Here is a 26,117-nt window from a genome sequence, read left to right on the forward strand (position 1 = left end):
ACAAACCCAAAAAGAATCTGATCAATCTCGTTCTGAACTCCATGAAGTTAGAGAAGAATTGGAACTAACCCAATTCCAACTGGATGAAGTACAAGTTGAGTTAGAACAATATGTTGCTAAGTTCCATCAACAGAAAGAAGAAATCGCCAAACTGCAAACCGAACTGGAACAAACTAAAACCCAATTAACTCAAGTTCAACCCCAACCTGAACCCACCGTTAGCACAAAATCTAAATCAGATAATGCAGCGATAGTCAAACTCTTGGCCAAAGTTCTAGCAGAAACCCTAGAAGATTAGTGAGGAGAGATTATGACAGCTAGCCCTTTATCAATTCTTCCTAATCTTCAACCCACACTAAACCTAACAATTTTTGCAGTCCCTAAACCCTTTCGAGGTCAGATTGGTATTATTCAACGGAATGCAATTCAAAGTTGGTTACACTTGCAACCCCAACCGGAAATTATCTTATTGGGAAACGATGAGGGAACAAGAGAAATTGCCAGAGAGTTTGGTTTACGCCACCTTCCCAATATCCAACTCAATACTCAGGGAACTCCCCTGTTAAATGATATTTTTTTCCAAGCTTCCCAACAAGCGAAATACCCGATATTAACCTATGTTAACTCGGATATTATCTTAACCAGTGACTTCCTGCCAACAGTTCAACAAGTTATCACCCAGTACGAGCAATTTTTAATCATAGGAAGACGCTAGAGAGGAGCTAAATTAACTCCCTTTTTTTTTTGAAATCACACGACCCATCCCTTCATAAGCCAAATCAAACTCCGGTTTGAGGTTAATTGCTTTTTGGAAATAAGCTATTGCCTCTTGATAATTTCCTTTCTGTTCTAATGCTTCTCCCCAATGTAAATTAATATCGGGAGAATCTGGAAAAATTTCACAAGCGCGGCGATAACAACTAATCGCTTCATCCCACTTTTGAAGCATAGCAAAAGTATGACCTAAAACGTGATAAGCAACGGCAGAACCTGGGTTGAGAATATAAGCGCGACGTAAAGCAACAATAGCATTTTCAATTGCACCTTGTTGTCGGAGGGCTTGTCCTAAGTTTTGATAGGACTCAAAGGAATCAGGATTAAAATCTTGACTGCGACGGTAGGAGGCGATAGCCTCTTCAAATTGGCGTTGTTTGCCTAAAATTTGTTCTAAGCGATTTTCAATGGAACGCGGATTGGCTGGATTTAATTCTAAGGCTTGGCGATAGGCAGCGATCGCTTCTTCCCATTGATAAAATTGTGCTAACGCCTGGCCCAATTCATCATATAACTCAGCCGAACTTGGGTTCAAAGCACAGGCTTGATGATAAGCAGTAATCGCTTCTTCCAAGTTATGAGTTTGCACCAGTGCTTGAGCTAAACCCCATTGAACCTGACTAGAATTAGGATGCAGTTCCACGGCTCGACGATAAACCCTAACCGCTTCTTCCCATTCATTTTGTGCCGCTAAAGATTTTCCTAACGGGTCATAAGCCTCTGCTAAATTAGGATTAAGTTCACAAGCTCGACCTAATGCTGTTACAGATTCTTTCCATTCCTGCTGGTGCATTAAGGCCGTTCCCAAATTATAGTAAGCAGTTGCAGAGTTAGGATTCACCTGACAATACCGACGCGAGAGACTAATAATTTCCTCCCATTGTTCCTGCTCTTCTAAGAATTTTCGTGATTTTTCGTAAGCTTCTATTAAATTAGGATTGAGTTGACAAGCACGACGATAATGTTTGAGTGCTTCATCACTTTGACCGCACTGTTCTTGAACTTTTGCTAATGATAAATAACATTCTGACCAATAAGGATTAATCTCTAAGGCTTGATGGTAAGCTGCGATCGCCTCTTGCCCTTGGTTCTGTTGCGCGAGAGCCAGTCCTAGATTATAATAGGTTTCGGCATCCTTGGGTTTAAGCTCTAACGCCTTGTGAAACGAAGAAATCGCTTCTACAATATTGCCTTGCTGGGTGAGAGCCATCCCCAAATTAGTGTAAAATTCATAAAAGTTCGGCTCTAAGGCAATGGCTTGTTGAAAGCAACTGATCGCTTGGCTCAAGTGTCCGGCTTGCAGTTCCACAGTACCTAAGCGGTCATAGAACCAAGGGGAATTAGCGTTGAGTTCAACAGCTTTCTGATAAGCTGATATCGCGCCCTCAAAACTTCCCTGTTGACTGAGAGCTTCCCCCAAGTTATAATAAAGCCAAGGGGATGATGGGTTTTCTTGTATCCCCTGCTCATAGCTGAGAATTGCCTTTTCCAACTGACTTGTCCGTAACTGTTGATTTGCTGTCTCAAAATGGCTAATACTCATATCACAACTCTCGATTATTTCTAGGATTCAATTATATCATGTCTGCTAGCATTGAGCGTGTCAACAACTTCTCACAACTTCTTTGAGCAGTTATCTGATTCCATCTGCCTTGAACAGCAGTTAAATCTTACCAGCAAGAAGGATGCCAGCAGACACAATAACATTATATTGGTTATGGACAATTGAGGGAATTTGCAAACAGTCACTCAACCTTTAGAGATGGATATGCCTGTCACTACCTGATTGTTTCCGTCCCTTTTTTACCCTTCTCTACCGGTTGTTAATAACTTTATATATATGCCATTCCCTTCAGAATTGCCAGAAATTAAAAACAAACTAGAGCGATCGCAGTCGTGGCTACAGCAAATTCAAACCGAGATGGCATCTTGGGAATCGCTAACAACTCTACCACCCTCATCCCCCTTAGCGGAACCCTCTCGTCAGTCGATGTTATTTTACCGAGATTATGGCGGTTTTACAGGTGGGCACTTAAAGGTTTGGGACTATTTTAATCATGTCAAATTTTCCCAGAGTTATGCTCCCTTTATTTATTTCACACCTCAAAGCAGTTGGGAGCAAAACAATCCTTGGTTAAATTTAGATAAAACTTCCCTCTTATCTGAACCCTTAGTAAATCCCGATCTAATTTTTATGGAGGGATTGGATTGGCATTTCCTTGATGAACACTATAAAAATAATTCACAGATTCCGATTATTAATTTAATTCAGCACGTCCGACACGCCTATCCTGATAATCCTCGTTATTCCTTTCTCAAATATAGAGCAATTCGGATTTGTGTCAGTCCCGAAATCAAAACTTATTTAGAAGAAACTCATCAAGTCAACGGAGAACTATTCGTTATTCCCTGTGGCTTGGATCTTAGCAAACTCCCCCAACCTTTAGATTGGGAACAAAAAGATTGTGATATTTTAATTTGCGCGTTGAAAGAACCTATTTTAGGACAACACTTAAAAAAAGAATTAGAAAAAACCGGAAAAAAAGTGGAACTTCTCACAGCACAACTTTCCAGAGCAGAATATTTACAAAAGCTAAATTGGGCCAAGATGACGGTATTTCTTCCTAATCAACAAGAAGGAGAGGGGTTTTATCTTCCGGCTTTAGAAGGGATGGCGCTAGGAACACTGGTGATCTGTCCAGACTGTATTGGCAATCAATCCTTTTGCCTTTCATGGTATAATTGTATCCGTCCAGAGTATCGGGTAGAAAGTTTATTGAATGCAATCCAACAAGCATTACAATATCCTCGAAGTAAAATTCGGGAAATTTTAACCCAAGCGAAACAAACCGCCAATGAGCATAATCTTCTCAAAGAGCGTCAGGCTTTTTTAGAAATTCTCTATAATATTCGGCAAATTTGGTAAGATTGTCTTACCTAAATTATTTAGAGTTTTGATTTACTGTCATCTAAAAACTGTCATCTAAAAATAGAACTCCATAAACCTTTACCTGAAGAAAACCCTTCTAAAATCATGCAAAAATCCAACACCGAACAAAGCGTTTTCATTATCACCGGAATGCACCGTTCAGGAACCTCCTTAACCGCATCTATTTTGCAGAGTGCCGGTATTCACATTGGTCGAAATTTGTTAGGTGCAGATCAGGTCAATATTAAAGGTCATTGGGAAAATATTGACTTCTATGAATTTCACATGAATATTCTTGACTCACAAGGACTCAGTAGTGCGGGCTGGACATTACAGGACAATTTAGAAATTAAGGAAGAATTTATTGATCGAGCTAAACAAATTATAGAAAATAATGCTTTAAGTTCAGTTTGGGGATGGAAAGAACCTCGAACCACTCTCTTTTTAGACTTTTGGGCAAAACTCTTACCAGAAGCCAGGTTTTTATTAATTTATCGTTCTCCTTGGGAAGTGGCTGACTCTCTCTATCGGCGACAGGACGAACTTTTTCAAAGTCAACCAGAATTAGCCATTAAATATTGGCAGCATTACAACCAAAAAATTCTCAATTTTTATAACCAGGAACAAAATCGTTGTCTGCTTGCGAATGTTAAAACGATTATTCAGTACCAAGCCGCCTATATTGATACGATTAATCACAAGTTCAACGTTAATTTAAGTCATCCTTCTCCTACAGCTTACGATCCATCGATGTTGAGAACAGAGGTTTCATCCAATAGTCAGCAACCAACTGTAATTGATTATTACTTTCCTGAAGCCATTGAACTTTATCAGGAACTAGAAGGCAGAGCATGGCATCCTGAACAAACGCCGGATTTTTCTTGGCAAGAATTATTAAAACCGTCTCTCTATCGAACTTGGGCTTTTCAAGATTGGGCGAATTTGCGTCGATTAGAACAGGATAATAAATCCTTGAAAACTCAATTGCACGCACAAGAACCGGAATTGCAAAAATCTCAGTCTCGTCAAACTGAATTAGAACAGACAAAAGCCCAACTGAAAACAGCAGAAAATCTCCTAGAACAATCTCAATTTCAGTTACATGAAACAGAAAGCGTTTTAGAGAAATCTCAAACTCAGTTACAACAAACAGAGTCCGTTTTACAACAATCCCATGCTCAACTGAATCACAGTCGCAAGGAATTAGAACAGACAAAAACTCAACTTGGTCAAGCTCAATTTGATGTGATGCGTTATCAATCGCAGTTACATCAAACTCAAGAAGAATTAGAATACTATGAACTGCACCGCCAAGCTTGGGAAGAATCGCAATCTAAACTTTATGAAGCCGAGGTAGCTTTAAGTCAATTGATGAAGCGGTTACAGAAAACGGAAAAAAGTGAAGAGCGTTTACATATTCAACTACATCAAACTCAAGAAGAATTAGAATACTATGAACTGCACCGCCAAGCTTGGGAGGCATCGCAATCTAAACTTTATGAAGCCGAGGTAGCTTTAAGTCAGTTGATGGATCAGTTACAGCAAGCAGAAAAACGAGAAGAACGAATCAACCTTCAACGGCATCAAACTTTAGAAGAGTTAGAACAAACCGCAACTAAACTTAAACAAGAGCAACAGAATTTTCAACTGGTAAATCACAAATTTATACAACTAAAAATAGAGCTAGAAGGAGATATTAAACAAAAAGAAGCACAAATTCATCAATGGCAAACAGAATTCAAACAATCGCAATCTCAACTCCACGAACTACAAGGGGAATTAGCTCAAGCTAAAACCTATATTGAGCAAATCACACAACGGCACAAATTAGAGCAAATCGTAGCTGAATCTCCCCAAAAGCAAAGCGAAATCGATTACAATCTGTTAGTTTGGGATGCCTGGAATGCTTACTGCAATGGTCAACTGCCTGTGATGAAGCAGCACCTTCAAAACGCTTTAAAATTAACTAAAACCTCAGCAAGCGAAACAATTATGAATTGGTTAGAGAGTTTTTCTAAATTTTCCGTTGCCCAAGGGTTGGAACTAGATTCGGAAAGTTTAACTAATTCCCTGGAATGGCAACAGTTAATGCGCCAAGTTATGGTGAAAAAAATGACGCAATTGCCTATGATAAAACATTGACTAGAAACCGCATAAACATTGATCCAAAGCAATTGGATAATGAACCTCTAGCCGTGAGTGAAGGGTTCTCCTGAGTTTTAGGTGATTGCTCATAAAAATAAAACTTCCCGTGGTACGGACAGGAAAGCCTGCGTGAGGGAGACGCTGACACTACCGTTTCTACCACAAATCCAGGAGAGCCAATCAAACTAAGTTCTGCACCTGAATAAACCAGAATTTTCACTGCTACAGTATGCTGAAATTTCAATAACAACTGGTATTTAGGTTGTCAATTGTAAGATTTTCATATTCTCATTCTGAGTGGACAAACTCTGACTGGCTCGACAAACTCGCTTTCAAATATCCGTTCAATTACATCATCTAAACCTGCTCAACTCGGATCGATCGTATCCTTCCTCTTTCGATAATCGCGATCGTGACTAATCGCCCCTTTGTTAGTATAAGCTATCCAATCGCCCGATATTTTTTTTAACTCCCGGCGATTAGGTTTATACTAATCATTAGGTGTAGTATATTGTGGTTCCATAATCAAACCACTTTTTTGTATTTTATAAAATCATCTGTGCTTGAGTTAATAATATTTAAAAAAAATAAAAGATACTGTACGCCAGTCGCGATCGGGCTTTGGCACCTCATTCTACTAAATAGAATAAGTTTTGCCCGATCGCCCCCAATGAATTCAAAATCAACTCAAGCCGTTGCCTTGCCAAGGATATCAGACTTCAGCCCTCTGAGGATGTTCCCGCACGCACCAGTTATTATAGATGGGCGATCGCCCCCAAGCCCTAAGCGAGCGAGCTTAACAATAGATATTACCCCAAAAATCAACACACGAAGACGATCGCACTGAATCGATCGACCAACACGCGCGATCGGGTAAACTAGAAACGTCGATCGCATCCCCGTGCCATTGACTCAGGGCATAACTATAGCCTTTCTCATAAAGATGGACTACGCCGAAACCCTGTGTTGTCAAGCTTTTGAAGTTGAACTGTGTACCTCCTCTACCCAAGAACCGCTATAATGTTGACCTCACTCTCACTGAGGATGACCCATTACTAAACTAACGATAAAAAAATAGTTACGGATAGACGCTATGACAATCGAGCAAGACGATAATTTAATCTTGGCGATCGACCATTCGTGTTCTGATGACTGCGGACTCAGAATCCAAGGATGGATTGTGAGCAAGCAAGAAGGAATGCTAGATGAAGTATCAGTGTGCGTGGGAAATACTTGCGTACCAATTACTACATGGTATCCCCGCCCTGATGTGGCCGCAGCGTTTCCCCAATACTACAGTGATAACTGTGGTTTTGTTGTGAACCTGGATTATACCGACAAAGGTCGAGTCATCTTTGAGGCTAAAATTCAAGGAAAAATATTGACTAAAAGCGTAGCCATAGCTGAAACAAGAGAGGCTCCTCATAGAACTATTGTTACCGCAGAAAATGAGGTGTCCAAGCAATATTTTAAGCTCGATCTAGGCTGTGGGTCCAACAAACAACCAGGAACTTTGGGGTTAGATATCATCAACCAACCAGGAGTTGACTATGTAATAGATTTGCAGAATGAGAAGTTGCCATTTCCCAACCGGAGCGTAGATTATGTCTACTCTGCTCATTTCTTGGAACATCTGACTCCACCTGCACCCATACCTATATTCCAAGAAATTAACCGGGTTTGTACTGAGGGAGCGCATTTAGAGTTTTGGACACCCTTCATGTGGCACAACGCAGGATTTATTTTCGGACATACGCAATACTATAATGAAGATCACTATATGCACCTGTGCGTATGGTTCTCCGAGTTTTGGGAAAAAGGTCTTGGGGCTAGATGGCTTCTCAAGGAATTCGTATACGTTGTAGATCCAGAAGTTTTAACAGAACTGTACAAGAACAAAGTTCTACTTGAATTTGCTATCAAGTATTATAAAGGTGTTGTGAAAGAATTTGGAGTTATAATCGAAGTTCGTCACGACTATAAAGGACAGACTATATCTCCTAAACGTACCTTTACTACAGAGCGACATAAAGAACGATACCTGCTCAACTCTTTTTCCAAAACGATTGATGAAAAAGAGTTGCAGCAAGCAATTAATTGGTTTTCAGTAGCTGAATAGAAAAGGTTTTGTGGATGAAAAATGTCGATCATTTAAGATAAAAATTTGAATGCTTTGAGGTATGTAACTGGCAAGAGAACAAAATGAGAATTAGAGCTGGTTCATTGATGAATCTCTATCTGAGGACTGTTCAATAAATATCACTTCAAAAATAGGTAAACGAAGACGATCGAACTCAAGCGCTCCGATAACACCCGCGAGCGAGTAAACTAGAAGGGGCGATCGCAATGTCCCCAAACTAATTGTAAATTCACTTAACCTCTAGCAAAACGCAACTGTATGGAAGTTCTCGATTCTTATATAAAGTCAGCACCGAGTAGCCAGAACGCACTGAATATTTTCCAAGGTGAGTGGGCATCTAGATTTCCCGGGAATGCGTCATTAGTAGCTGGAACTGTTCCACTGTTTGAAGATAACCGCATCACCTGGGCTGTTGACCAATTAAAGGGAGTTCAAGGCAAGGATATTGTTGAACTCGGGCCACTCGAAGCCGGACACACTTATATGCTGGAAAAACTTGGAGCTGCTTCAATTACAGCAGTTGAGGCAAACAGCCGCGCCTACCTAAAATGCCTGATCGTTAAAGAAGTGATGGGACTGCAAAAAGCACATTTCCTGTACGGCGACTGTGTAGAACACCTGCGGACAAGCCAGAGGAAATTTGATGTTTGCTTGGCTAGCGGTATTCTTTACCACATGGCTAACCCCGTTGAGCTAATTTCTTTGATTGCTAAAGCCTCAGACCAAGTATTTATTTGGACTCACTATTACGACGGCGATATTATCCACAACCAACCTCACCTCAGTCCCAAGTTTACGGCGCAAATAGCAACTGAGTATGACGGATTTAATTACACAGCATACCGCCAAGAATATCAAGTGGCGTTAGAGTATGCAGGCTTCTGCGGAGGTAGCAGCGCCTTTAGCCACTGGCTGAGTCGCGAGGATATTTTATCATGTTTGAAGTATTTTGGCTTAACTGACATTCAAGTCAATTTTGAGCAGATCGACCATGCTAACGGGCCATGCTTTGCCTTAGTAGCGATGCGGTCTTGATAATTCCCAATGGATGCTAATTTTTAGTAGAGGCGGGTTTTACTAAAGATATCTTGGCTAGGTCAAAAGATAAGAAACCCGCCCTCCCTCGACCCCCACTCAGTTTCAACTGATAATTTGATATTTGTATATAAAAAGTAATCACAGATATAAGGATGATACGGCTATGAGCGAATTCCACAAGGATCGGCAATTGCAAGAGGAAGGTAATCTAGAAGAAGCGATCGCTGCTTACCATCGGAAACTTGAGCTAAATAGCGACGATCCCTGGACACACCACCACATGGGAGAAACCCTCGCGAAACTGAATCGATGGGATGAAGCCGTCACCGCCTACCGTCATTCAATAGAACTCAAACCTGATTTTTGTTGGAGTTACCACCACTTAGGGGATGCGCTAGCACAACAGCAACAGTGGGAAGAATCGGCTACAGCCTTCCGCCGGGCGCTTGAACTCAACCCAGATCATTTTGGGACTTACGTGGGACTAGGTAATAGTTTAGCAAAATTGGGTCAACTAGATGAGGCGATCGCTGCTTACCGCCGTGCAAGTGAGTTGAACCCTGATGCTGATTGGATTCATTCTGCCTTGGCCAATGCACTGCAACAGCGAAATCAGTCCACTTTAGCAGAAGCGATCGCCTCCTACCGCCACATTATAGAACTCAATCCAGACAACGTAGAAGCTTATCACAATCTTTTGCAAATTCTACCCGATAACTGGGAAGTCTGGTTGCAGTTAGGAAATACTTTGGTAGAGCAGGGAAGACTAGATGAGGCGATCGCCACATATCGTCGTGCCCTAGAACTGAATCCTGAAGCCTATGAATGTCACCATCAGCTAGGAGAAGCTATCTATCAGCGGGTAATGGAAAACCCAGAAACCTTTTTTTCTCAATACAATCTGGCTAAGAATCCTCATAAAGACTACCAACTATTTGACCCAGAATTACCGTTCGTCTGTTTCCTCAATGACCAAGCCTTTTTGCAAGCTACCGCCCACCTGGATGATGCTACTTATACAGTGGAATGGTACAGAGTTTATCTAAGACGGTTTCTTTCGGAAGCGGAAAAACAAGGTTGCATTAATTGGCTACAAACTCCGGGTCATAGTCGGGAATTGGGGTTAAAAGTTTGGCGAGAAACCTTAGCAGAATTTCAGAATTTACTAAAGCGTTCCTTCACGATAGTTGGTTTAGAAGAGGCTGTAAAATTTTATCATCGTGCCCTTGAATTGTCTCCCAATCATCATTCTTCATACTATCGCTTAGCAGAAGTGTTTACAGAACAGGGAAAACATGAGGAAGCCCTGGTTCTTTACCATCAATTAAGTCTTAAGTTAGCCGAAGCGGGTGAGATGGCAGAAGCAGTAGCCTGTTTTAAACAAGCCACCCATCCACCCCTTAACGAAGGAAAGATGTACGAGATGCTTTGGCGAGGATTAAATCAATTAGCTCCCCTAGAAGCCTCAGATTCCTATTATCCCACTGACCTTAAACCCGAAGCTATTGAACAATACTTCACTCAAACCAGTCAATATACTATTATGAACCTTTCGAGTTTAACCGAAGAGAACAAAGCTCTCCTAGAAAAAGAGGGATTTTTACTAGCAAATTTGCAGTTAATTGCTAAAGATTATCTCACTTTAGAAGAAATATATATTAATTATTTTTCTGATGATACAAATACTAGGCTTTCTCAACAATTACCCAAGCAAACTAATTATCAATTTATATATCAATCCCATTTAAATCAACCTAATTTATATCAGCAAACTATCGTAGAAACAGGCTATATTTATTCAGTTTGTCCGGTGAGTGGTCAGGTTATTAGGTCAGAACAATCTTTTTACGATGTAGCATGGCTACCCATGATGAATTATCGGTTTGTTGGAACTGAAATTTATTATTTAATCGTTGGACACTTTTGGGGACCAAAGATGTTTATTTATTTTCCCCGCTTAGAGCTAATTATTCACCTCAATCCATTTCTCCAAGGTTCTGAACAAGCAATTATTAACCGATTAAAAGGCTATATGGTTAGTTGTTGGCAACACAGCCTCAAATATATCTCAAAACCCCAGAAAAAAGGCGTAGTGGCAATTTTAGGCTTACTGACGAACATAGGACACTATTTTTGGAATGAAGTAACTGGACTTCAATTTTTGTCAGATAATGGTCTTTTGCATAAACTGGACAAAATTTTAATCGAACCAAATGAGTATTTTAATGTCGCTGATGCTTTCCCCGAAATTGCTGACAAGATAATCAGAATTTCGGATAAAAAAAGTATGTTTAAGGCTATTATTGAAAATAATTATTTAGCCGTTAGAGTTGACAATGTTTTTGTTAGAGAAACACTGGCAACTAGGGTCTACGAGGGTTCATTAAAAAGGTGTTCTCCACAATTCTTAGCTGAAGTAGAGGGGGCAAAAAATAAACACTTTCCTTTGCTGTGGTTTGGTCTTCGCAGCCATGACAAATCTTGGGTTTCTCAAGTAGAAGGAATCGTTAATATTATCAAAAGTCTCGCGGTGGATTTTCCTGGTCTAGGAGTTGTCTTTGATGGTTGGTCTCGGATAGAAAGAGAGGATGAGCGTGGAGAGTTAATGATTGCTAAGGATAAAGCCACGGAGCAAGAAATTTTACAAATTTTACCACCTGATATTCAGACTTACAGTACAATTGGTAGCATGAGCTATGAGAAAGTTGTCTGGGCTTATGCTATTGATTTATATGTCATACCACTTTCATCAGGAAGTACCGCCGTTTCCTGGATTGCTAATAAACCCGGTGTGATGCACGCAAACAGTTCAATAAATAGAGAACCTCTGAGAGAACAAGTAACTTATAGTCGCGAAAATGTCGTACCCCCGGTCTTTGTGCCTGTTGAGTGTATCGTCGATCAACAAGCTTCACCTTATATTTTATCAGTAGCCTGTCAAAATTATGATTTCGATTGGAGAATTGTTTACAATGAAACTCTAAAAATTATCAATTCGTTGAACCCGAACAGATTTTAATTATTCGTGGGAAGTAAAGGTAACAAATATCAATTTTTCTTAAGATCGTAAACAATAACTACTCAGAGAAATTTAGAGTCTGTGTCGGAAAACATAACTCCTAAAAATTGTTAGCCCCCAAAAACGAAAGTAAGATGAACTCAGAAATTACTGTAACAGAAGTCAACAAGGCAAACCAACTGCAACAAGAAGGCAAACTAGAGGAAGCGATCGCTGTCTATCGCGGATTGACTGAAAAACTTTACCAGCAGTTAGGAAAACTCCTATCACAACAAAAAAATTGGAATGAGGCGATCGCCACATACAGTCGTGCCCTAGAACTGAATCCTGAAGCCTATGAATGTCACCATCAGCTAGGGGAAGCTATCTATCAGCGGGTAATGGAGAACCCAGAAACCTTTTTTTCCGAATATAACTTGGCCGAAGTTACCCATAAAGACTACCAACTATTTGACCCAGAATTACCGTTCGTATGTTTCCTCAATGACCAAGCCTTTTTGCAAGCTACCGCCCATCTCGATGATGCTGCTTATACAGTCGAATGGTATAGAGTTTATCTGAGACGTTCTCTTTCTGAACCTGAAAAACAAGCTTGTATTCAGTGGTTACAAACTCCGGGTCACAGTCGGGAACTGGGGCTAAGAATTTGGCGGCAGGATTTAGCAGAATTTCAGACGTTGTTGAAAAGTTCCTACATGACCGTTGGTTTAGAAGAAGCTGTCAATTGTTATCGTCGTGCCATTGAATTATACCCCTGTCATCACCCCTTCTACAAGAGTTTAGTAGAAGCTTTGACAAAACAAGGAAAGCCTGAGGAAGCAATCAGTATTTATCATCAGCTAGCTATTAGTTTGGGAGAAGCCAATCGAATGAATGAGGCCATAGCTTGTTTCCAAAATATTCCCCGTATTCTATTAAATGACGAACCCAAAATATACACTTTAATATGGAATGGCTTAAATCAGTTAAGACCGCTTGATACAGTAAATCTGTATTACCCATCTGAAATAAGTCAAAATTCAGCCTATGAATATTTTGTCAATAGCAGTCAATATACATTTGTTAATCTTTGGAGTTTAAGTGATTCAGAGCGATCGCTTTTGCAAAATCTAGGTTTATCTGTAGAGAATTTAGGCTTAATTAAGCAAAACAATATTACTTTGGAGGAAATTTACATCAATAGTTTTGACGAAAGCGAAGGATTTCAGCTTTCCAGAAAAGTAAAAAGACATCCAAAAATGTCTCGGTATTTTCAGTGGGAAAAAGCTATTAATTTACAGCAAAGTATAGTAGAAACAGGTTTTGTATATTCAGTCTGCCCTTTCACTGGCAAGATTCTGCGTTCAAATCAATCATTTTATGTGGGACCATTTATATTATATCGTTTTGTGGGCAAAGAAGTATTTTATTTAATGTATGGTGATTGGATGGGAAGTAAGCAGTGTATTTATTTCCCTAACCAAGAACTGATGATTGTTTTGGACAACTTTCCTATGGCAAATTTTACAGGTGTAATTAATTTATTCAAAAGTTATGTTGTGAGTAATTGGCAAAAATTTCAAGCCTATATCTGTCAACAAAAAAAAGTTGTTGGTGCTGTTTTAGGTATATCTTATAATGTAGGACATTATGTCTGGAATGAATTATCAGGAATTTACTATTTGTATAATAATGGAACCCTCAATAATATTGATAAATTCTTGATTGGTTGCCATGAATATATTATGATCGACGATATTTTTCCAAATATCCCGTGCGATAAAATTATTCGCGTAGATAGCTTGAATGTAGATAGCTTGAATGAGATTTTTTTCAAAAAAATCCTAGAACATAACTTATTCGCCGTGCGACTCATAGACACTTTTATAGAAGAAGAACTAGCCAAGAATATCTATCAAGTTTCTGTTAAAAAATGTTCTCAATATTTTTTAACAAAACTAGAACTGGCTAAGAATCACTTTCCTTTATTGTGGATTACACTTAGGAACTATAAAAGAACTTGGTTTTCTCAAATAGAAGGTACAGCCAACATTATTAAAAGTTTGCATACAAACTTTCCTCACTTAGCTGTTGTATTTGATGGTTGGTCTGTACCTGAAAGAGATAGAGAGAATGCCTCTAATGAGACCCATATCGAGGCATTAGAGAAAGATTGTTTACAACCTATCCTCAATCTCCTTCCGCCTGAAATTAAAACTTACAGCACCATTGGTCATCCCATTTATGAAACCATTGTCTGGGCTGAAGCAATCGACCTGTATGCAGTACCATTTGGAACAGGAATGACTTTTGTAACCTGGATAGCAAGCAAGCCTGGGGTAGGTCATGGAAATAAGGCTTACTATGATGCGGTTGAAGACTCATTTTCACCTGTTTATCGAGAAAATGCTGTACCGCCAGTGTTGATATCTAAAGAATATATCACTGAGGATGAGAATAACCCTGATGCCATGACTCGCAATTATGATTGTGATTGGCAAGTGATTTACAACGAGCTCATGCAAATCTTAGAAAACTTGCCAAAACGAGTCTAATTTTGTTATTTTCGCTTTAACCAAGCCCCTGGCCAGTGAGTCACATTCTCTGTCAAATCGCTCTCGCTAAACGGCCATTTAGGTTGCTCCAACATAAACTCAGGATGCTTTTCTGCAAACTCAGCAGCCGCCGCAGTAGGATGATCCCACTTCCACTCAGGATTCCCGCGCGGCACATCATCCAAATCCTTCATAATCCCATCCGTGGCAATTATATAGGAGCCTGGTGTCACCAAACTGCAATAAGCCTCTAACTCGTCAGCAACGTGCTGTTTTGTGTGACACGAGTCAAGACTCACCAAGACAGTCTCCCCTGGATTTACCAGTTTTTTCACCTGATCTACAATACTGGTATCTGTAGAACTACCTTCCACTAAAGTAATGAACGATGACAGTTCGTGTTCCTCTATCGCCTTCCGGTTGTGGGGGCGAATTTCAATATCAATTCCTACAACCCTACCCTTGCCCATTGCTTTAAACAGGCTAGCGTAATAAATCAGGGAGCCTCCGTGAGCCACCCCGGTTTCAATAATTACATCTGGTTTAACCTGATAGATAACTTCCTGAATCCGCATCATGTCTTCAGGGAGTTGAATGATTGGCCGTCCCAGCCAACTGAAATTGTAGGTATATTTTTGATTCCAGCCTAATTTCACCCAGTAGTGAGAAATGAGTTCAAAAGCTTCCTTAGAATAGAGCGGGATAGTTTGACACTCACCGTTTATTTCTTGAATCAATTTTTGGGCATCTGTATCTAGCGTTAATTTCATGGTTTGTCCTAGTTATAATTGTATTTAGGTAACGAATCTTAGACACCAGTTTTTGAGGACAAAAGCTGCTTTTCCCACCAGATTATAGCTTGCCTTAATCCGATTTCCAAATTAAACTTTGATAGCCAACCCACCTCATTAGATAAACGGGTCACATCAGCCACTAACAAAGGCGCTTCTTTTGCAGCCGACGGGATAGCACCTAACTGCACTAAATCCGATCGCCCGATTAGATCAGCTATTTTATAAACAACATCTTTAATGGCGATCGGCCGTCCCGATCCAATATTAACAGCACCCGTCACCTCACTCTCCAAAAGAGCCACAAAAGCATCAGCCACATCCTGTACATACAGAAAATCCCGGATTTGATTACCGTGAGAGCAGCGAGCAGGCTCTCCCTTTAACAGAGAAAGAATGACTGAAGAAACCAGCCGATTTGGGTACTCGTAAGCACCGTAGGGAAAGAAAATACGTCCCCAAGCACTGCTGAGGTTTGTCGTCTCGGAATAGGAATTCACAATCTCCTGCAAAGCTTTTTTACAAATACCGTAGGGAGTATCTGGATTTCTCGGCGTTATAAATTCCGAGCAATAACCATACTTCCAATCATACTCGGCGCAGGTTCCGCCCATCACTAATCTCTCGCCACCTTGCTCTCGAAATTGCCTCAATAATTCCAAACTTGCCTGCACCCACAAAAAGTTATCTTCAGATTTCCAATATTGACCGGGTACAGTATAACACCAGGCAAAGTGCAACAAATGTGTTGGCTTTACTTTACAAACTAGCTCTTTAATGGATGTATGATCTAACAAATTGGCCAGATGCCACGTACAGTCAGAACTTAAAGCCGGCAAAGTCTTAGAAGCGACAGCATGAACCTCGAACCCCCGTTCCACCAGCGTAGGAAGCGAATGTCTGCCAACAAAACCCCCCGCACCCGTAACCAGGACTTTTTTCATAGCACAAAATCCGGGAAATTTCGATCTTTTTCTGAAATTACGCGCACAGATATCTCCGGCCAATCAATACTAAAATTCTGGTCATCCCAGCGCACTCCCCTGGCTAATTCCGAGTAATAAAACTCCGACATCTGGTAAAAAACCTCAGTATTGTCTGCCAAAGTTTGACAGCCGTGAGCCATACCTTCAGGAATATATATCATTTTGCGATTCTCCGAGTTTAGCTCTACTGCAAACCACTCTTTAAAAGTAGGAGAATCGGGACGCAAATCGATAATTACATCATAAATCCCACCTTTAATACATCTAACCAACTTTGCTTCCCCGTGAGGTTCAGCTTGGTAGTGCATCCCCCGCAAAGTACCTTTTTTCAAGTTAAAAGAAATATTGCACTGCACTAGGTTAGGATTCAAACCATGTTCTGCAAACTCCTTTTGACACCAACTGCGGGCAAAAAATCCCCTCTCATCTGCTAGGGGTTCTACCTCAATAACATAAGCTCCCTTCAGCTTAGTTTCAGTGAACTTCACCCTATCACCTCCACTTGCGGAATCAGCACCACAAACTTGCCTCCCCACTCGCGGATGTAATCCATCTGACTTACTATCTCATCCTTAATGTTCCAAGGCAATATCGCCAAATAATCCGGTTTAGTCTCCCGAATTTTATCTGGATGATATATCGGAATCTGAGTCCCCGGTAAAAACAAACCCTGCTTGTGCGGGCTTAAATCCACCGTATAATCAATCAAATCCGTGCGGATACCGCAATAGTTCAGCAGCGTATTAGCCTTCGCCGGTGCCCCGTAACCCGCAATTGATTTGCCCTGATTTTTGGCATCAATTAGGAAACTGAGCATTTGGCGCTTCGTAGACTTAACCTGTTCGCCAAATCCTACATAAATTTCAATCTGATTTAGCCCTGCTTGCACTTCCTTAGATTTCAGTTGGGAAATGCGATCGCCAACTGCTATACTCTCAAAATCCTCATGCCTCCCGTAAATCCGCAGAGAACCCCCGTGCGTCGGTAATTCCTCCACATCAAACAAAGTTAAACCGTGAGTTGCAAAAACTTTCTCAACCGTCAACAGGGAAAAATAAGAGAAATGCTCGTGGTAAATCGTGTCAAACAGATTGTTTTTAATTAGTTGCAATACATGAGGAAACTCCATTGTCAAGACGCCGTTTGATTTCAGGATAATTTTCATCCCCGCCACAAAATCATTCAAGTCAGGCACATGAGCCAACACATTATTTCCCAACAACAAATCAGCCTGCTTGCCTTTTGAAACCAACTCTTTAGCCGTTTCCACGCCAAAAAAATTGACTAAAGTTGGAATCCCTTTTTCCTCAGCCACCTTAGCTACATTTGCAGCCGGTTCAATCCCCAATACGGGAATTCCTTTGTGCTGAAAATACTGGAGTAAATAGCCATCATTGCTAGCGAGTTCAATTACCTGACTGTTTGCGTCAAATCCAAAGCGCTCCACCATCAAATCAGTGTAATTCTTGGCGTGCCGCAGCCAAGAGTCTGAATAGGAAGAAAAATAAGCATAATCGCTAAAGATGCTATCCGGGGATTCAAACTCTTCTAACTGCACTAAAAAACAATTGCCACAGACATAAGTATGAAGAGGATAAAATTTCTCTGCACAATTGAGATGTTCTTGAGATAGAAAAGCATTCGCGAGCGGCGACATCCCCAGATTTACAAAAGTATACTCCAATGGGTGACTGCAAAAACGACATTTAGATGGCACAGAATTAGCCCCCTTTAAAAGTTTTGAGTTTTGAGTACGGTCAATCACACGCTGATGACACAGGGATTTTCATCCATCAAAAATTGTTCATACCACTCGATTGTTTCTTTCAACCCTTCTTCTAGAGGATACTTAGATTCCCAAGCGAGCATTTTTCGCGCCTTATCTGCCGAGAGGTACTGATGTTTGATTTCATTCTTGGCCCGATTCAATACGACTGGCTCTAAATGACTCTTACCCATCAATTTCAAAACATTATCTACCATTCCCCGCACAGAAATTTGCAACTCGTTGCTGAAATTAAATGCTTCTCCCAAAATTTCTTTCCTATCCATCTGCTCCGCCAAATGGAGATAAGCTAAAACTCCATCCTTCACATAAAAATAGTCCCGGATAAAAGTGCCATCACTGCGGATGACTACCGGCTTTTCTCGTAATGCCGATCGAATTGTAGATGGAACTATCCGATTAAAATTCAAGTCTCCGCCGCCGTAAAAGTTGCCGCAGCGAGTAATGCACACGGGCAAACCATAACTGACGTAATAAGCCCGACTGATTAAATCAGCACAGCTTTTAGAAACATCATAAGGGTGTTCTCCTTGCAGCGAAGTTGTTTCGCTATAAGGCAACACTAGCTGGTCTCCATAGGCTTTATCGCTGGATGCTATGACAATTCGAGTCACACCACCGACGCGGCGACAAGCTTCTAGAATATTCCAAGTACCTTTAATATTCGTTTCAAAAGTTGCAACAGGCTCTCTATTTGCAACTCCCACAATTGTCTGAGCTGCTAAGTGAAACACCGTATCGACTTCATACTCATTGATTGCTCGTTCTACCGTTGGCAAATCTTCGACACAACCGCGCACGATATTAATTTGCCGATACCACTCTCCAGCATACAGTCGGGATTGGGGAACCAAGTCACGGACTAATCCCGTTACCAAAGCCCCTCTTTCCAGCAACTCAGCCACTAACCAGTTACCCAAAAGGCCAGTGCAACCTGTCACCAATACCGATCTATCGCGCCAAAACTCACTCATTCCCACACCCTCCAAGGAGCCTCTCCATTATCCCAAAGTTCATTCAAATATTTATACTCGCGGTAAGTATCCATCGCAAAGAAGAAACCTTCGTGGCGGTACGCCATCAATTGTCCCTGGGCCGCTAACCGCTCTAGTGGCTCTCGCTCCAAAAAACAATCATCCCCACTCAAAGCCTCAAATATGCTGCGGTGAAGTACCAAAAATCCCGCACTAGCCCAGCCATCTATTTGAGGTTTTTCCGTAAATTCCAGAACTTTGCCTTGGCTGTCTACATCTAAAATACCATATCGGGATATTGGACGCACGGTACTAACAGTTGCCAGCTTACCATGAGCCTTATGAAAATCCACCAAAGCTCCAATATCGATATCAGCAACTCCATCACCGTATGTCACCATAAAGGTATCATCAGTAATGTATTTCTCCACACGTTTTACCCGCCCCCCAGTCATAGTGTCCGGGCCCGTTTCAGCCAGCGTCACCTTAAAATCTTGCTCGCGGTGTTCCTCGTGATAGGCAATCTGATTTTGCCGGCCCAGGCAAATAGTAAAATCATTATTCATAGCTTCATAATTCAGGAAATACTCCTTAATCATGTTGCCGCGATAGCCCAAACACACAATAAAGTCCCGGAAACCGTAATGGGCATAGGTCTTCATAATGTGCCAGAGAATCGGATGCCCCCCCACATCTACTAGGGGCTTGGGACGAAATTCTGTTTCTTCTCGGAGACGTGTCCCCAAACCGCCGGCTAGTATAACTACTTGCATTTTTTTACATCTTGAAAATGGTACACAACCGCTGATAATTCAGAACAGGTATTTATTCCAAACAAAGAGCTATCTTTTCTGAAACACTCTTCAAACCTTACCCATCCTCGCTTCTACCATCATCCGCACCACATCTGGCATTTTATACTTCGCCTCCCATCCCAACTTTTGCTTCGCCTTACCCGGATTTCCCCTCCCTACAGCAATCTCCGTCGGTCTGTAGAGACTCGCATCGGTTACTAAATGTTCCTGCCAATCCAAACCCGCAGAAACAAACGCTGTCTGCACAAACTCCTCTAAAGGATAGCTTACACCCGTGGCAATTACATAATCGTCCGGTTCTTCCTGCTGCAACATCAAATACATCGCCTCCACATATTCCGGCGCCCAACCCCAGTCCCGCTGCACTGAAATATTTCCCAAATGCAGTTTTTCGGAACTACCCGCAGCAATTCGGCACACAACAGATACAATTTTTTGGGTAACAAACCTCTCCGGCCGCAGCGGCGACTCGTGATTGAACAGAATACCAGAACACGCAAACAAATTGTATGCTTCCCGATAATTCGCTACTTCCCAAAATGCCGTTGCTTTCGCCACCGCGTAAGGACTTCTGGGGCGAAAAGGCGTATTTTCATCCGCTGGATTGCCTCCGGTATCCCCAAAACATTCGCTAGAACTGGCATTGTAAAGTTTGATTTGGTCACCTGTAAACCGAATTGCTTCTAAGAGATTCAATGTGCCTGTGGCAATGCTTTCGAGGGTTTCTACGGGCTGTTCAAAAGACAGACCGACGGAACTTTGACCTGCTAGATTGTACACCTCATCTGGCTCTATTTTGGCAAGCACTTGCAAAACGCTGCGAAAATCGTTGAGAGACATGGATTCTAGTTTTACTCTGTCTCGGATGCCCAAACGGGCTAGGTTTCCGAAACTAGACATTTGGGCGTCCCTGGATGTGCCGCAAACTTCATAACCTCGAGCGAGCAAAAGTTTAGCTAGATAAGCTCCGTCCTGACCTGATATACCGCTAATTAACGCTTTTTTCATATCACATTTTGCTTTGAAAACTACACCGTAGCTGTTGCAATTTTTCCAGTTGTTTAACTTTTATAGTCGGAATTTTTATTTTTTTAATCTTTGGGATTTTCCGAAAACTTACCACAGCAAGTTTAAGCGGTTACTACAAACAAACAACAAATTTATCATCAAGCAGACTCGAAAGCCTGATCGAAGTATGATTGCAAAAAGTTCGATAGCTGGGAGTAGCAGCATAAGGATATCCTAGGGACACCGCACTGCCGTCTCCCACAGATATCGGGTAGGGACACCGCACTGCCCATAGGTGTCAACTTAACGTACCACCGATAGTCCGACAGGGGTTGAAACAAGAGCCTCAAAGCTAAAGCCCTCGCTATGAGGACTAAAAAACTCATGAGTCCTCATAGCGAGGACTTTAGCTATAAGCCCCGTGGAATTCATTCCCTGGCGGACTAACGGGTGGGCGGGAGGACTGGTGGACAAAAAGCTTAAGTTGACACCATTGCCCACTGCAGTCTCCCTACGATATTTCATTTTGTACTCGCCAACTATCGGCTGCCAAAAGTCTCTACCGCTCGAAAACAGAAATAACCAGTTAGCTAGAAATCGACTCAAAAGTAAAAAATATCAGCATTTTTTACCTTCTGCCGAATGACTAATGCCTTCTGCCTTCGGGTACTAGGCTTCCCAACGTTCGGCGACCAATTCAGCCAAGTCAACCACCCGCTGACTGTAGCCCCACTCATTGTCGTACCAAGCCAAAACCTTTACCATGTCGCCATCCATCACCAGCGTCAAGCTGGAATCGAGAATCGAAGAAGCATCACTTCCGCGATAATCGCAAGAAACAAGAGGCAAATCGTTGTACTCCAAAATCCCTTTCATGGAGCCAGAGGCAGCTTCTTTGAAGACTTGATTTACTTGCTCGGTAAAAGTCTTTTTCTCTACCTGAGCCACAAAATCCACTACGGACACATTGGGAGTCGGCACGCGCATGGCAATACCATTTAACTTGCCCTTCAATTCGGGAATCACCAAAGCCACAGCTTGGGCTGCTCCGGTAGAAGTCGGCACAATATTCATTGCAGCAGCCCGGGCCCGCCGCAAGTCGCGGTGGCTGGCATCCAGCAAGCGCTGGTCGCCAGTATAGCTGTGGGTAGTGGTCATCATGCCTTTGACGATGCCAAAATTTTCGTGCAGCACTTTCAGTACAGGAGCTAGACAGTTAGTAGTACAGCTAGCATTGCTGATGACTGTGTAGTCACTGTGCTTGTAGTTGTGGTGGTTGACTCCCATCACATAAGTGCCAACTTCAGAACCCTTGCCGGGAGCGGTAATTAGCACTTTTTTAGCGCCGGCAGTGATATGCTTCGATGCACCAGCTTGGTCAACGAAGACGCCGGTCGCTTCAATAATCAGATCAATACCCCAATCTTTCCAAGGCAAGTTTAGCGGGTTGCGATCGCTCACGCATTTAACTGTCTTCCCATTTAGGGTAATGGAATTTTCATCCGCACTGATGTCCACATTCTTCAACGTTCCCATCATGGAATCGTATCTGAGCAAGTGAGCATTACTTCTGGGATCGGAAGTGTCATTAATAGCTACCAACTCTAGCTGGCTGTTTTCTCTGCCCAGCCAGCAGCGCGCAAAACTGCGCCCGATACGTCCAAAACCATTGATCGCGACTCGAATCACTTTAGTACCTCCTAACGATGGCAGCCCTTAGCTTAGGCTTAAATTTTGGAAAAATTTAAGAATTGAGTTATGAGACAAGATCATATCGCAAAGGTCGATCCTTTCTAACTTTTTGTGTCGATCAAAAAAGCTTGAACTTTTCTAGAAGGCTGAAATTGCAAGGCAGAAGGCATTAGGCTTTCTGCCGCTGGTTACTGGTAAAGCTGATGGGCTGCAATATAAGTCCCGACAACTTCCGGGACTAAGTAGCGGAGGTCGATCCTTTCGGCGCAGCAGCGGCGGATGTGGCTCGACGAAATCTCGATCGCACGCAGGGACAGCACTTCCCAGCGAATTTCCACGTCCAAAAGAGCCATTTGTTCGGCAACTCGTCTGCCCACAGCATTCGCCTGAACCTGCATCCTGTCCCCCCCGGAATCGAGGGGTTTTCCACCGGGACAATCTCCCCACTCGGACAGTCCCCCCATCTCCCCGCTTTCTGCTGTCACTCGATCTCCGTGAGTCGGACGTGGGGCCACCAACCAGTCGCACAACCCGGCAATTTCGGCGCACCGGTGCCATTTGGGAAGACTAAGGAGTGCGTCACTACCAATAATCCAGTACCAGCGATGATCGCCTGGATACAATTTTTGCAAATACAGCAGGGTGTCGATCGCAAAAGAACTGTCGGAGGGATTTGCCGACAGGGGCGAAATTACGAAGTCTGGGCGATCGGCGATCGCCAAAGCCAGCATTTCCCGCCGCTGCTCAAAACTTGCCAAATCCGGGCGCCACTTGTGAGGAGGAGAGCGATCCGGTACCCAAATGACTCGATCGAGAGCAAATTGACTTGCAGCCGTCTCGGCTACCAACACATGACCCCAGTGAACCGGGTCAAAAGTCCCCCCCAAAATCGCTATTTTCCCCATATTTCCCCAAAATCAGGATTAATACAGACATCGCGCCAATTTTATGTTTATACGCTTTTAACCATAAGCTCGTTTATGAGAAAACCCTCGCTTTACATCGGCGACAAACCCCTGGACGACCCTAGTTTCGACGCTCGTCCTGGACGCTGAAACAGGTTTTTTCAACCCCCTTAATTCGTCCAAACCTTCAATAAGACTTAAAAAACCCGGTTCTGAGCGTCGGAGTGGGTTCGGGACTGGTTGATTAACCTTGCCAATATTAATCCCAACTTGTTTCTCGTTTTGCGATCGACCGCCTGAGCATTCGTTTGTTGGCGGTCTAAAAAGTTTTGACGGTAGATATACTTATCGCAGTGTTGACACTCCCGGGCCTAAAGGCGTGGGGATTCTTTGTTCGCAGATCCAACTTGCTCAGACAGGATTGCTCCAGCCAAAGTAGAGGTCGAATCTCCCAAAGCGTTCGAGTCTTTGACCCAAGTTCCGGTATGCCCTACCGTACTTAATGCTAATTTCAGGATATTAACAGCGGCATTCCAATCTCTGTCCATAACAAGTCCACATTCACAAGCATGGGTTCTTACAGACAGAGATTTTTTAACTATTGCACCGCAGCTAGAGCATTCTTGAGATGTATAGGCTGGGTTGACAGCGACTGTCACCCTCCCAAACTTCACTCCAAAATACTCTAACCACTTCCTGAACTGATACCAACCAGCATCATTAATCGACTTAGCGAGACAGTGATTTTTAACTAGGTTTTTAATCCTCAAATCGACCTAGGCGACCAAATCGTTAGATTGGGTAACGCAACGCGCTAGTCTCTTAGCGTGTTGCAACACGATTGCCTGCTTATTTTGAGGTGTGCTCGCCCTAGTCGATTAATGGCTTTCTTGCGGTTGGCAGAGCCTTTCTTTTTGCGAGAAACATGGCGCTGTCTAAATTTCAACCGTTTTTCACTCGTTCGATAAAACTTGGGGCTAGGTTCGGCGTGACCATCGGAGTCAATATAGAACTCATTAAACTCAGCGAGACTGTCACCAGTCCCGCTGGTCTTCAAAACCGTGCATGAGACTTTCACCTCACACGGCTCCTCAATGCTTTGGTGCTTGTTACGCATACCTCATTACCCATTTATCATAGACTTTTTCAAGTCTTCTGATGGGCTTAGGCTTGGCACTATTGCAGCCAGATTGGTTGCCGAGACTGCCATCAATAGCTGTCTTTGTGTCGTGGCAATGTCTGTGAAGGAGTTGCCAATTATCGTAAGAATCCTTTCCACCTTGCGATTTAGGGATTCTGTGGTCAATTTCCATCACATCGTCTTCACGGAAAAACAATCCACAGTGGGTACATTTCCCTTTTTGCTTTTTCAGGAGTTTAGCTACCTTATTTGGCATTTCTGGGTTATTACCCATTCTTGTACTCCAGTAGTCGGGTAGGGCAGGGACATTGCTGTCCCCTTCCCCCCTAAGAACCGTGCTTGCAAGTTTCCCTGCACACGGCTCAAGCAAATCACAGTGTCTTCTCATGATGGATTTGCTGGTGACACATTAGATGGACAAGTTGATAATTGGAGTATGTGTCCTTTCCTCCGATTGCTTTGGGGGTCGAGTGGTGTTTATGTATGTTCTCGCCGTTGAATAGCGAGTTACCACACCTCGGACACACATGGTTTTGTCTCTTGGCTATTTTTTGCCACGACTTATTATAGTCCTTGGCTTGTTTTGCCCTGTTTTTGCTGAACCATCCTTGTACGTCAGGGTCAGGATTATCTGGGGAATAATCACCAGGTATCAGGGTGTGTCGTTCGATGTGGAACCAAGAGAATTTTGGGACATGCGCCCCTGTTTGGTGGTCTCCAAATACCCAATTATCTTCCCTATCATGATTGAATCGTCCGAAATAGCGTTGGTTTCTCCATTTGTCACTTTTGTTTGGGTGTCTCTGTTTGGCGTATTTCTTAGCACGGTCGAACATCCATTTGTCGAGTTCGTGAAAGACCTCGCTGGCTACCATCTTTCGGTGGTAATTTGCCCATCCTCTGACAACGGGAGTCAGCTCTGTAATCACTGCCCCAATTTCCTTGCCCCGGTTAGAGAGCCAGATTTGTCGGAGTTTGTCGCGGATGTTTTTGATGGATTTGGCACTTGGTTTGATTAGTAGTTTGTACCCTGATTTTCTGTCAGACACTTTGTAATGTTTGAAGTTCCATCCCAAGAAGTCAAACCCTTCTGTCATATGAACGATTCTGGTCTTTTCTTCAGAGAAGCTCAGACCCCTCTCTAATAACCAGTGGATTATTTCGTCCTTAGCTTTATTGGCGTCTTCTTGGGTTTCGCAGAGAAGAACAAAGTCATCGGCGTATCTGACTACAATCCGTTTTCCTCGTGACCCTCCGCTTTTCTCGTAGATGACCCCTAGTGCCTTCTCCATTCCATGCAGTGCGATATTCGCCAATAAGGGGCTGATGATTCCCCCTTGCGGTGTTCCGGTTTCGCTTTCATCAATACTCCGGACAGTTTTTAAAGAGGGATGCGACGCCTACGGCAAGCAACGCTTACGCAATAAATCACAGAAGCGA

At 42.5% G+C, this 26,117-nt stretch carries 19 protein-coding genes and 3 pseudogenes; 8 read left to right on the forward strand and 14 right to left on the reverse strand.

Features of this window, described 5'->3' with window-relative positions; translation table 11 throughout:
* Together QUB24_RS11035 and QUB24_RS11040 are read left to right on the forward strand one after the other, a co-directional pair.
* Positions 1-298, forward strand: a pseudogene (locus tag QUB24_RS11035) (hypothetical protein); the annotation flags it as partial.
* Positions 299-310: 12 nt separating this feature from the next.
* Positions 311-715 carry a glycosyltransferase family A protein gene (locus tag QUB24_RS11040; RefSeq protein ID WP_333153217.1) on the forward strand — a complete coding sequence of 135 codons (405 nt, stop codon included), beginning with the start codon at positions 311-313 and terminating at the stop codon, positions 713-715.
* A gap of 12 nt (positions 716-727) precedes the next feature.
* On the opposite strand, the gene QUB24_RS11045 is transcribed toward QUB24_RS11040, so the two are convergent.
* Positions 728-2,317 (reverse strand): tetratricopeptide repeat protein, encoded by a 1,590-nt coding sequence (locus tag QUB24_RS11045; protein WP_333153218.1) that lies wholly within the window; start codon positions 2,315-2,317, stop codon positions 728-730.
* 447 nt (positions 2,318-2,764) lie between these two features.
* Here QUB24_RS11045 and QUB24_RS11050 point away from each other — a divergent pair, with 447 nt between their 5' ends.
* Together QUB24_RS11050 and QUB24_RS11055 are read left to right on the forward strand one after the other, a co-directional pair.
* Positions 2,765-3,700 (forward strand): glycosyltransferase family 1 protein, encoded by a 936-nt coding sequence (locus tag QUB24_RS11050; protein WP_333153219.1) that lies wholly within the window; start codon positions 2,765-2,767, stop codon positions 3,698-3,700.
* A 108-nt stretch (positions 3,701-3,808) separates the two neighbouring features.
* Positions 3,809-5,845: a sulfotransferase gene (locus tag QUB24_RS11055; RefSeq protein ID WP_333153220.1), complete on the forward strand. Its 2,037-nt coding sequence runs from the start codon at positions 3,809-3,811 to the stop codon at positions 5,843-5,845.
* 799 nt (positions 5,846-6,644) lie between these two features.
* Here QUB24_RS11055 and QUB24_RS11060 read toward each other — a convergent pair.
* Positions 6,645-6,821: a hypothetical protein gene (locus QUB24_RS11060; protein ID WP_333153221.1), complete on the reverse strand. Its 177-nt coding sequence runs from the start codon at positions 6,819-6,821 to the stop codon at positions 6,645-6,647.
* 120 nt (positions 6,822-6,941) lie between these two features.
* Between QUB24_RS11060 and QUB24_RS11065 the strand changes: the two genes are divergently transcribed.
* The 4 genes from QUB24_RS11065 to QUB24_RS11080 all read left to right on the forward strand — a co-directional run bounded on the left by QUB24_RS11065 (position 6,942) and on the right by QUB24_RS11080 (position 14,579).
* The gene (locus QUB24_RS11065) at positions 6,942-7,967 is read left to right on the forward strand and encodes a class I SAM-dependent methyltransferase (RefSeq protein WP_333153222.1); all 1,026 of its coding nucleotides are present in this window, start codon (positions 6,942-6,944) and stop codon (positions 7,965-7,967) included.
* 279 nt (positions 7,968-8,246) lie between these two features.
* The gene (locus QUB24_RS11070) at positions 8,247-9,023 is read left to right on the forward strand and encodes a DUF1698 domain-containing protein (protein WP_333153223.1); all 777 of its coding nucleotides are present in this window, start codon (positions 8,247-8,249) and stop codon (positions 9,021-9,023) included.
* A gap of 166 nt (positions 9,024-9,189) precedes the next feature.
* Positions 9,190-12,045, forward strand: coding sequence for a tetratricopeptide repeat protein (locus QUB24_RS11075; protein ID WP_333153224.1), 2,856 nt, complete (start codon positions 9,190-9,192; stop codon positions 12,043-12,045).
* A gap of 134 nt (positions 12,046-12,179) precedes the next feature.
* Positions 12,180-14,579: a tetratricopeptide repeat protein gene (locus QUB24_RS11080; protein ID WP_333153225.1), complete on the forward strand. Its 2,400-nt coding sequence runs from the start codon at positions 12,180-12,182 to the stop codon at positions 14,577-14,579.
* A gap of 5 nt (positions 14,580-14,584) precedes the next feature.
* On the opposite strand, the gene QUB24_RS11085 is transcribed toward QUB24_RS11080, so the two are convergent.
* The 12 genes and pseudogenes from QUB24_RS11085 to QUB24_RS11140 form a co-directional block, all read right to left on the reverse strand.
* A complete protein-coding gene (locus tag QUB24_RS11085; RefSeq protein WP_333153226.1) occupies positions 14,585-15,349 on the reverse strand; it encodes a CmcI family methyltransferase in 765 nt (254 codons plus the stop codon).
* A 38-nt stretch (positions 15,350-15,387) separates the two neighbouring features.
* Positions 15,388-16,314 (reverse strand): NAD(P)-dependent oxidoreductase, encoded by a 927-nt coding sequence (locus QUB24_RS11090; protein ID WP_333153227.1) that lies wholly within the window; start codon positions 16,312-16,314, stop codon positions 15,388-15,390.
* Entirely contained in the window at positions 16,311-16,844 is a 534-nt protein-coding gene (rfbC, locus tag QUB24_RS11095) for a dTDP-4-dehydrorhamnose 3,5-epimerase (protein ID WP_333153228.1), read from the reverse strand. Before rfbC ends, QUB24_RS11090 begins: the two co-directional genes overlap by 4 nt.
* A complete protein-coding gene (locus tag QUB24_RS11100; RefSeq protein ID WP_333153229.1) occupies positions 16,841-18,121 on the reverse strand; it encodes a class I SAM-dependent methyltransferase in 1,281 nt (426 codons plus the stop codon). The genes rfbC and QUB24_RS11100 overlap by 4 nt, the downstream gene beginning before the upstream one ends.
* Positions 18,118-19,116 (reverse strand): GDP-mannose 4,6-dehydratase, encoded by a 999-nt coding sequence (locus tag QUB24_RS11105; protein ID WP_333153230.1) that lies wholly within the window; start codon positions 19,114-19,116, stop codon positions 18,118-18,120. Before QUB24_RS11105 ends, QUB24_RS11100 begins: the two co-directional genes overlap by 4 nt.
* Positions 19,113-19,889, reverse strand: a complete 777-nt coding sequence (gene rfbF / locus QUB24_RS11110) for a glucose-1-phosphate cytidylyltransferase (protein WP_333153231.1) — start codon at positions 19,887-19,889, stop codon at positions 19,113-19,115. The genes QUB24_RS11105 and rfbF overlap by 4 nt, the downstream gene beginning before the upstream one ends.
* A 90-nt stretch (positions 19,890-19,979) precedes the next feature.
* Positions 19,980-20,939: a GDP-mannose 4,6-dehydratase gene (locus QUB24_RS11115; protein ID WP_333153232.1), complete on the reverse strand. Its 960-nt coding sequence runs from the start codon at positions 20,937-20,939 to the stop codon at positions 19,980-19,982.
* Positions 20,940-21,608: 669 nt separating this feature from the next.
* Positions 21,609-22,628 (reverse strand): type I glyceraldehyde-3-phosphate dehydrogenase, encoded by a 1,020-nt coding sequence (locus QUB24_RS11120; RefSeq protein WP_333144616.1) that lies wholly within the window; start codon positions 22,626-22,628, stop codon positions 21,609-21,611.
* A 191-nt stretch (positions 22,629-22,819) separates the two neighbouring features.
* The gene (nadD, locus tag QUB24_RS11125; RefSeq protein WP_333153233.1) at positions 22,820-23,536 is read right to left on the reverse strand and encodes a nicotinate (nicotinamide) nucleotide adenylyltransferase; all 717 of its coding nucleotides are present in this window, start codon (positions 23,534-23,536) and stop codon (positions 22,820-22,822) included.
* Between the two features lie 371 nt (positions 23,537-23,907).
* Positions 23,908-24,551: pseudogene (locus tag QUB24_RS11130) on the reverse strand (RNA-guided endonuclease InsQ/TnpB family protein); the annotation flags it as partial.
* A 9-nt stretch (positions 24,552-24,560) separates the two neighbouring features.
* Positions 24,561-24,966 (reverse strand): annotated as a pseudogene (locus QUB24_RS11135) (HNH endonuclease); the annotation flags it as partial.
* Positions 24,967-25,048: 82 nt separating this feature from the next.
* Entirely contained in the window at positions 25,049-26,044 is a 996-nt protein-coding gene (locus tag QUB24_RS11140; RefSeq protein WP_333153236.1) for a group II intron maturase-specific domain-containing protein, read from the reverse strand.
* Positions 26,045-26,117 lie beyond the last annotated feature (73 nt).

Source organism: Microcoleus sp. B9-D4 (assembly GCF_036705105.1).
In the GTDB taxonomy this organism is placed as follows: Bacteria; Cyanobacteriota; Cyanobacteriia; order Cyanobacteriales; family Microcoleaceae; genus Microcoleus.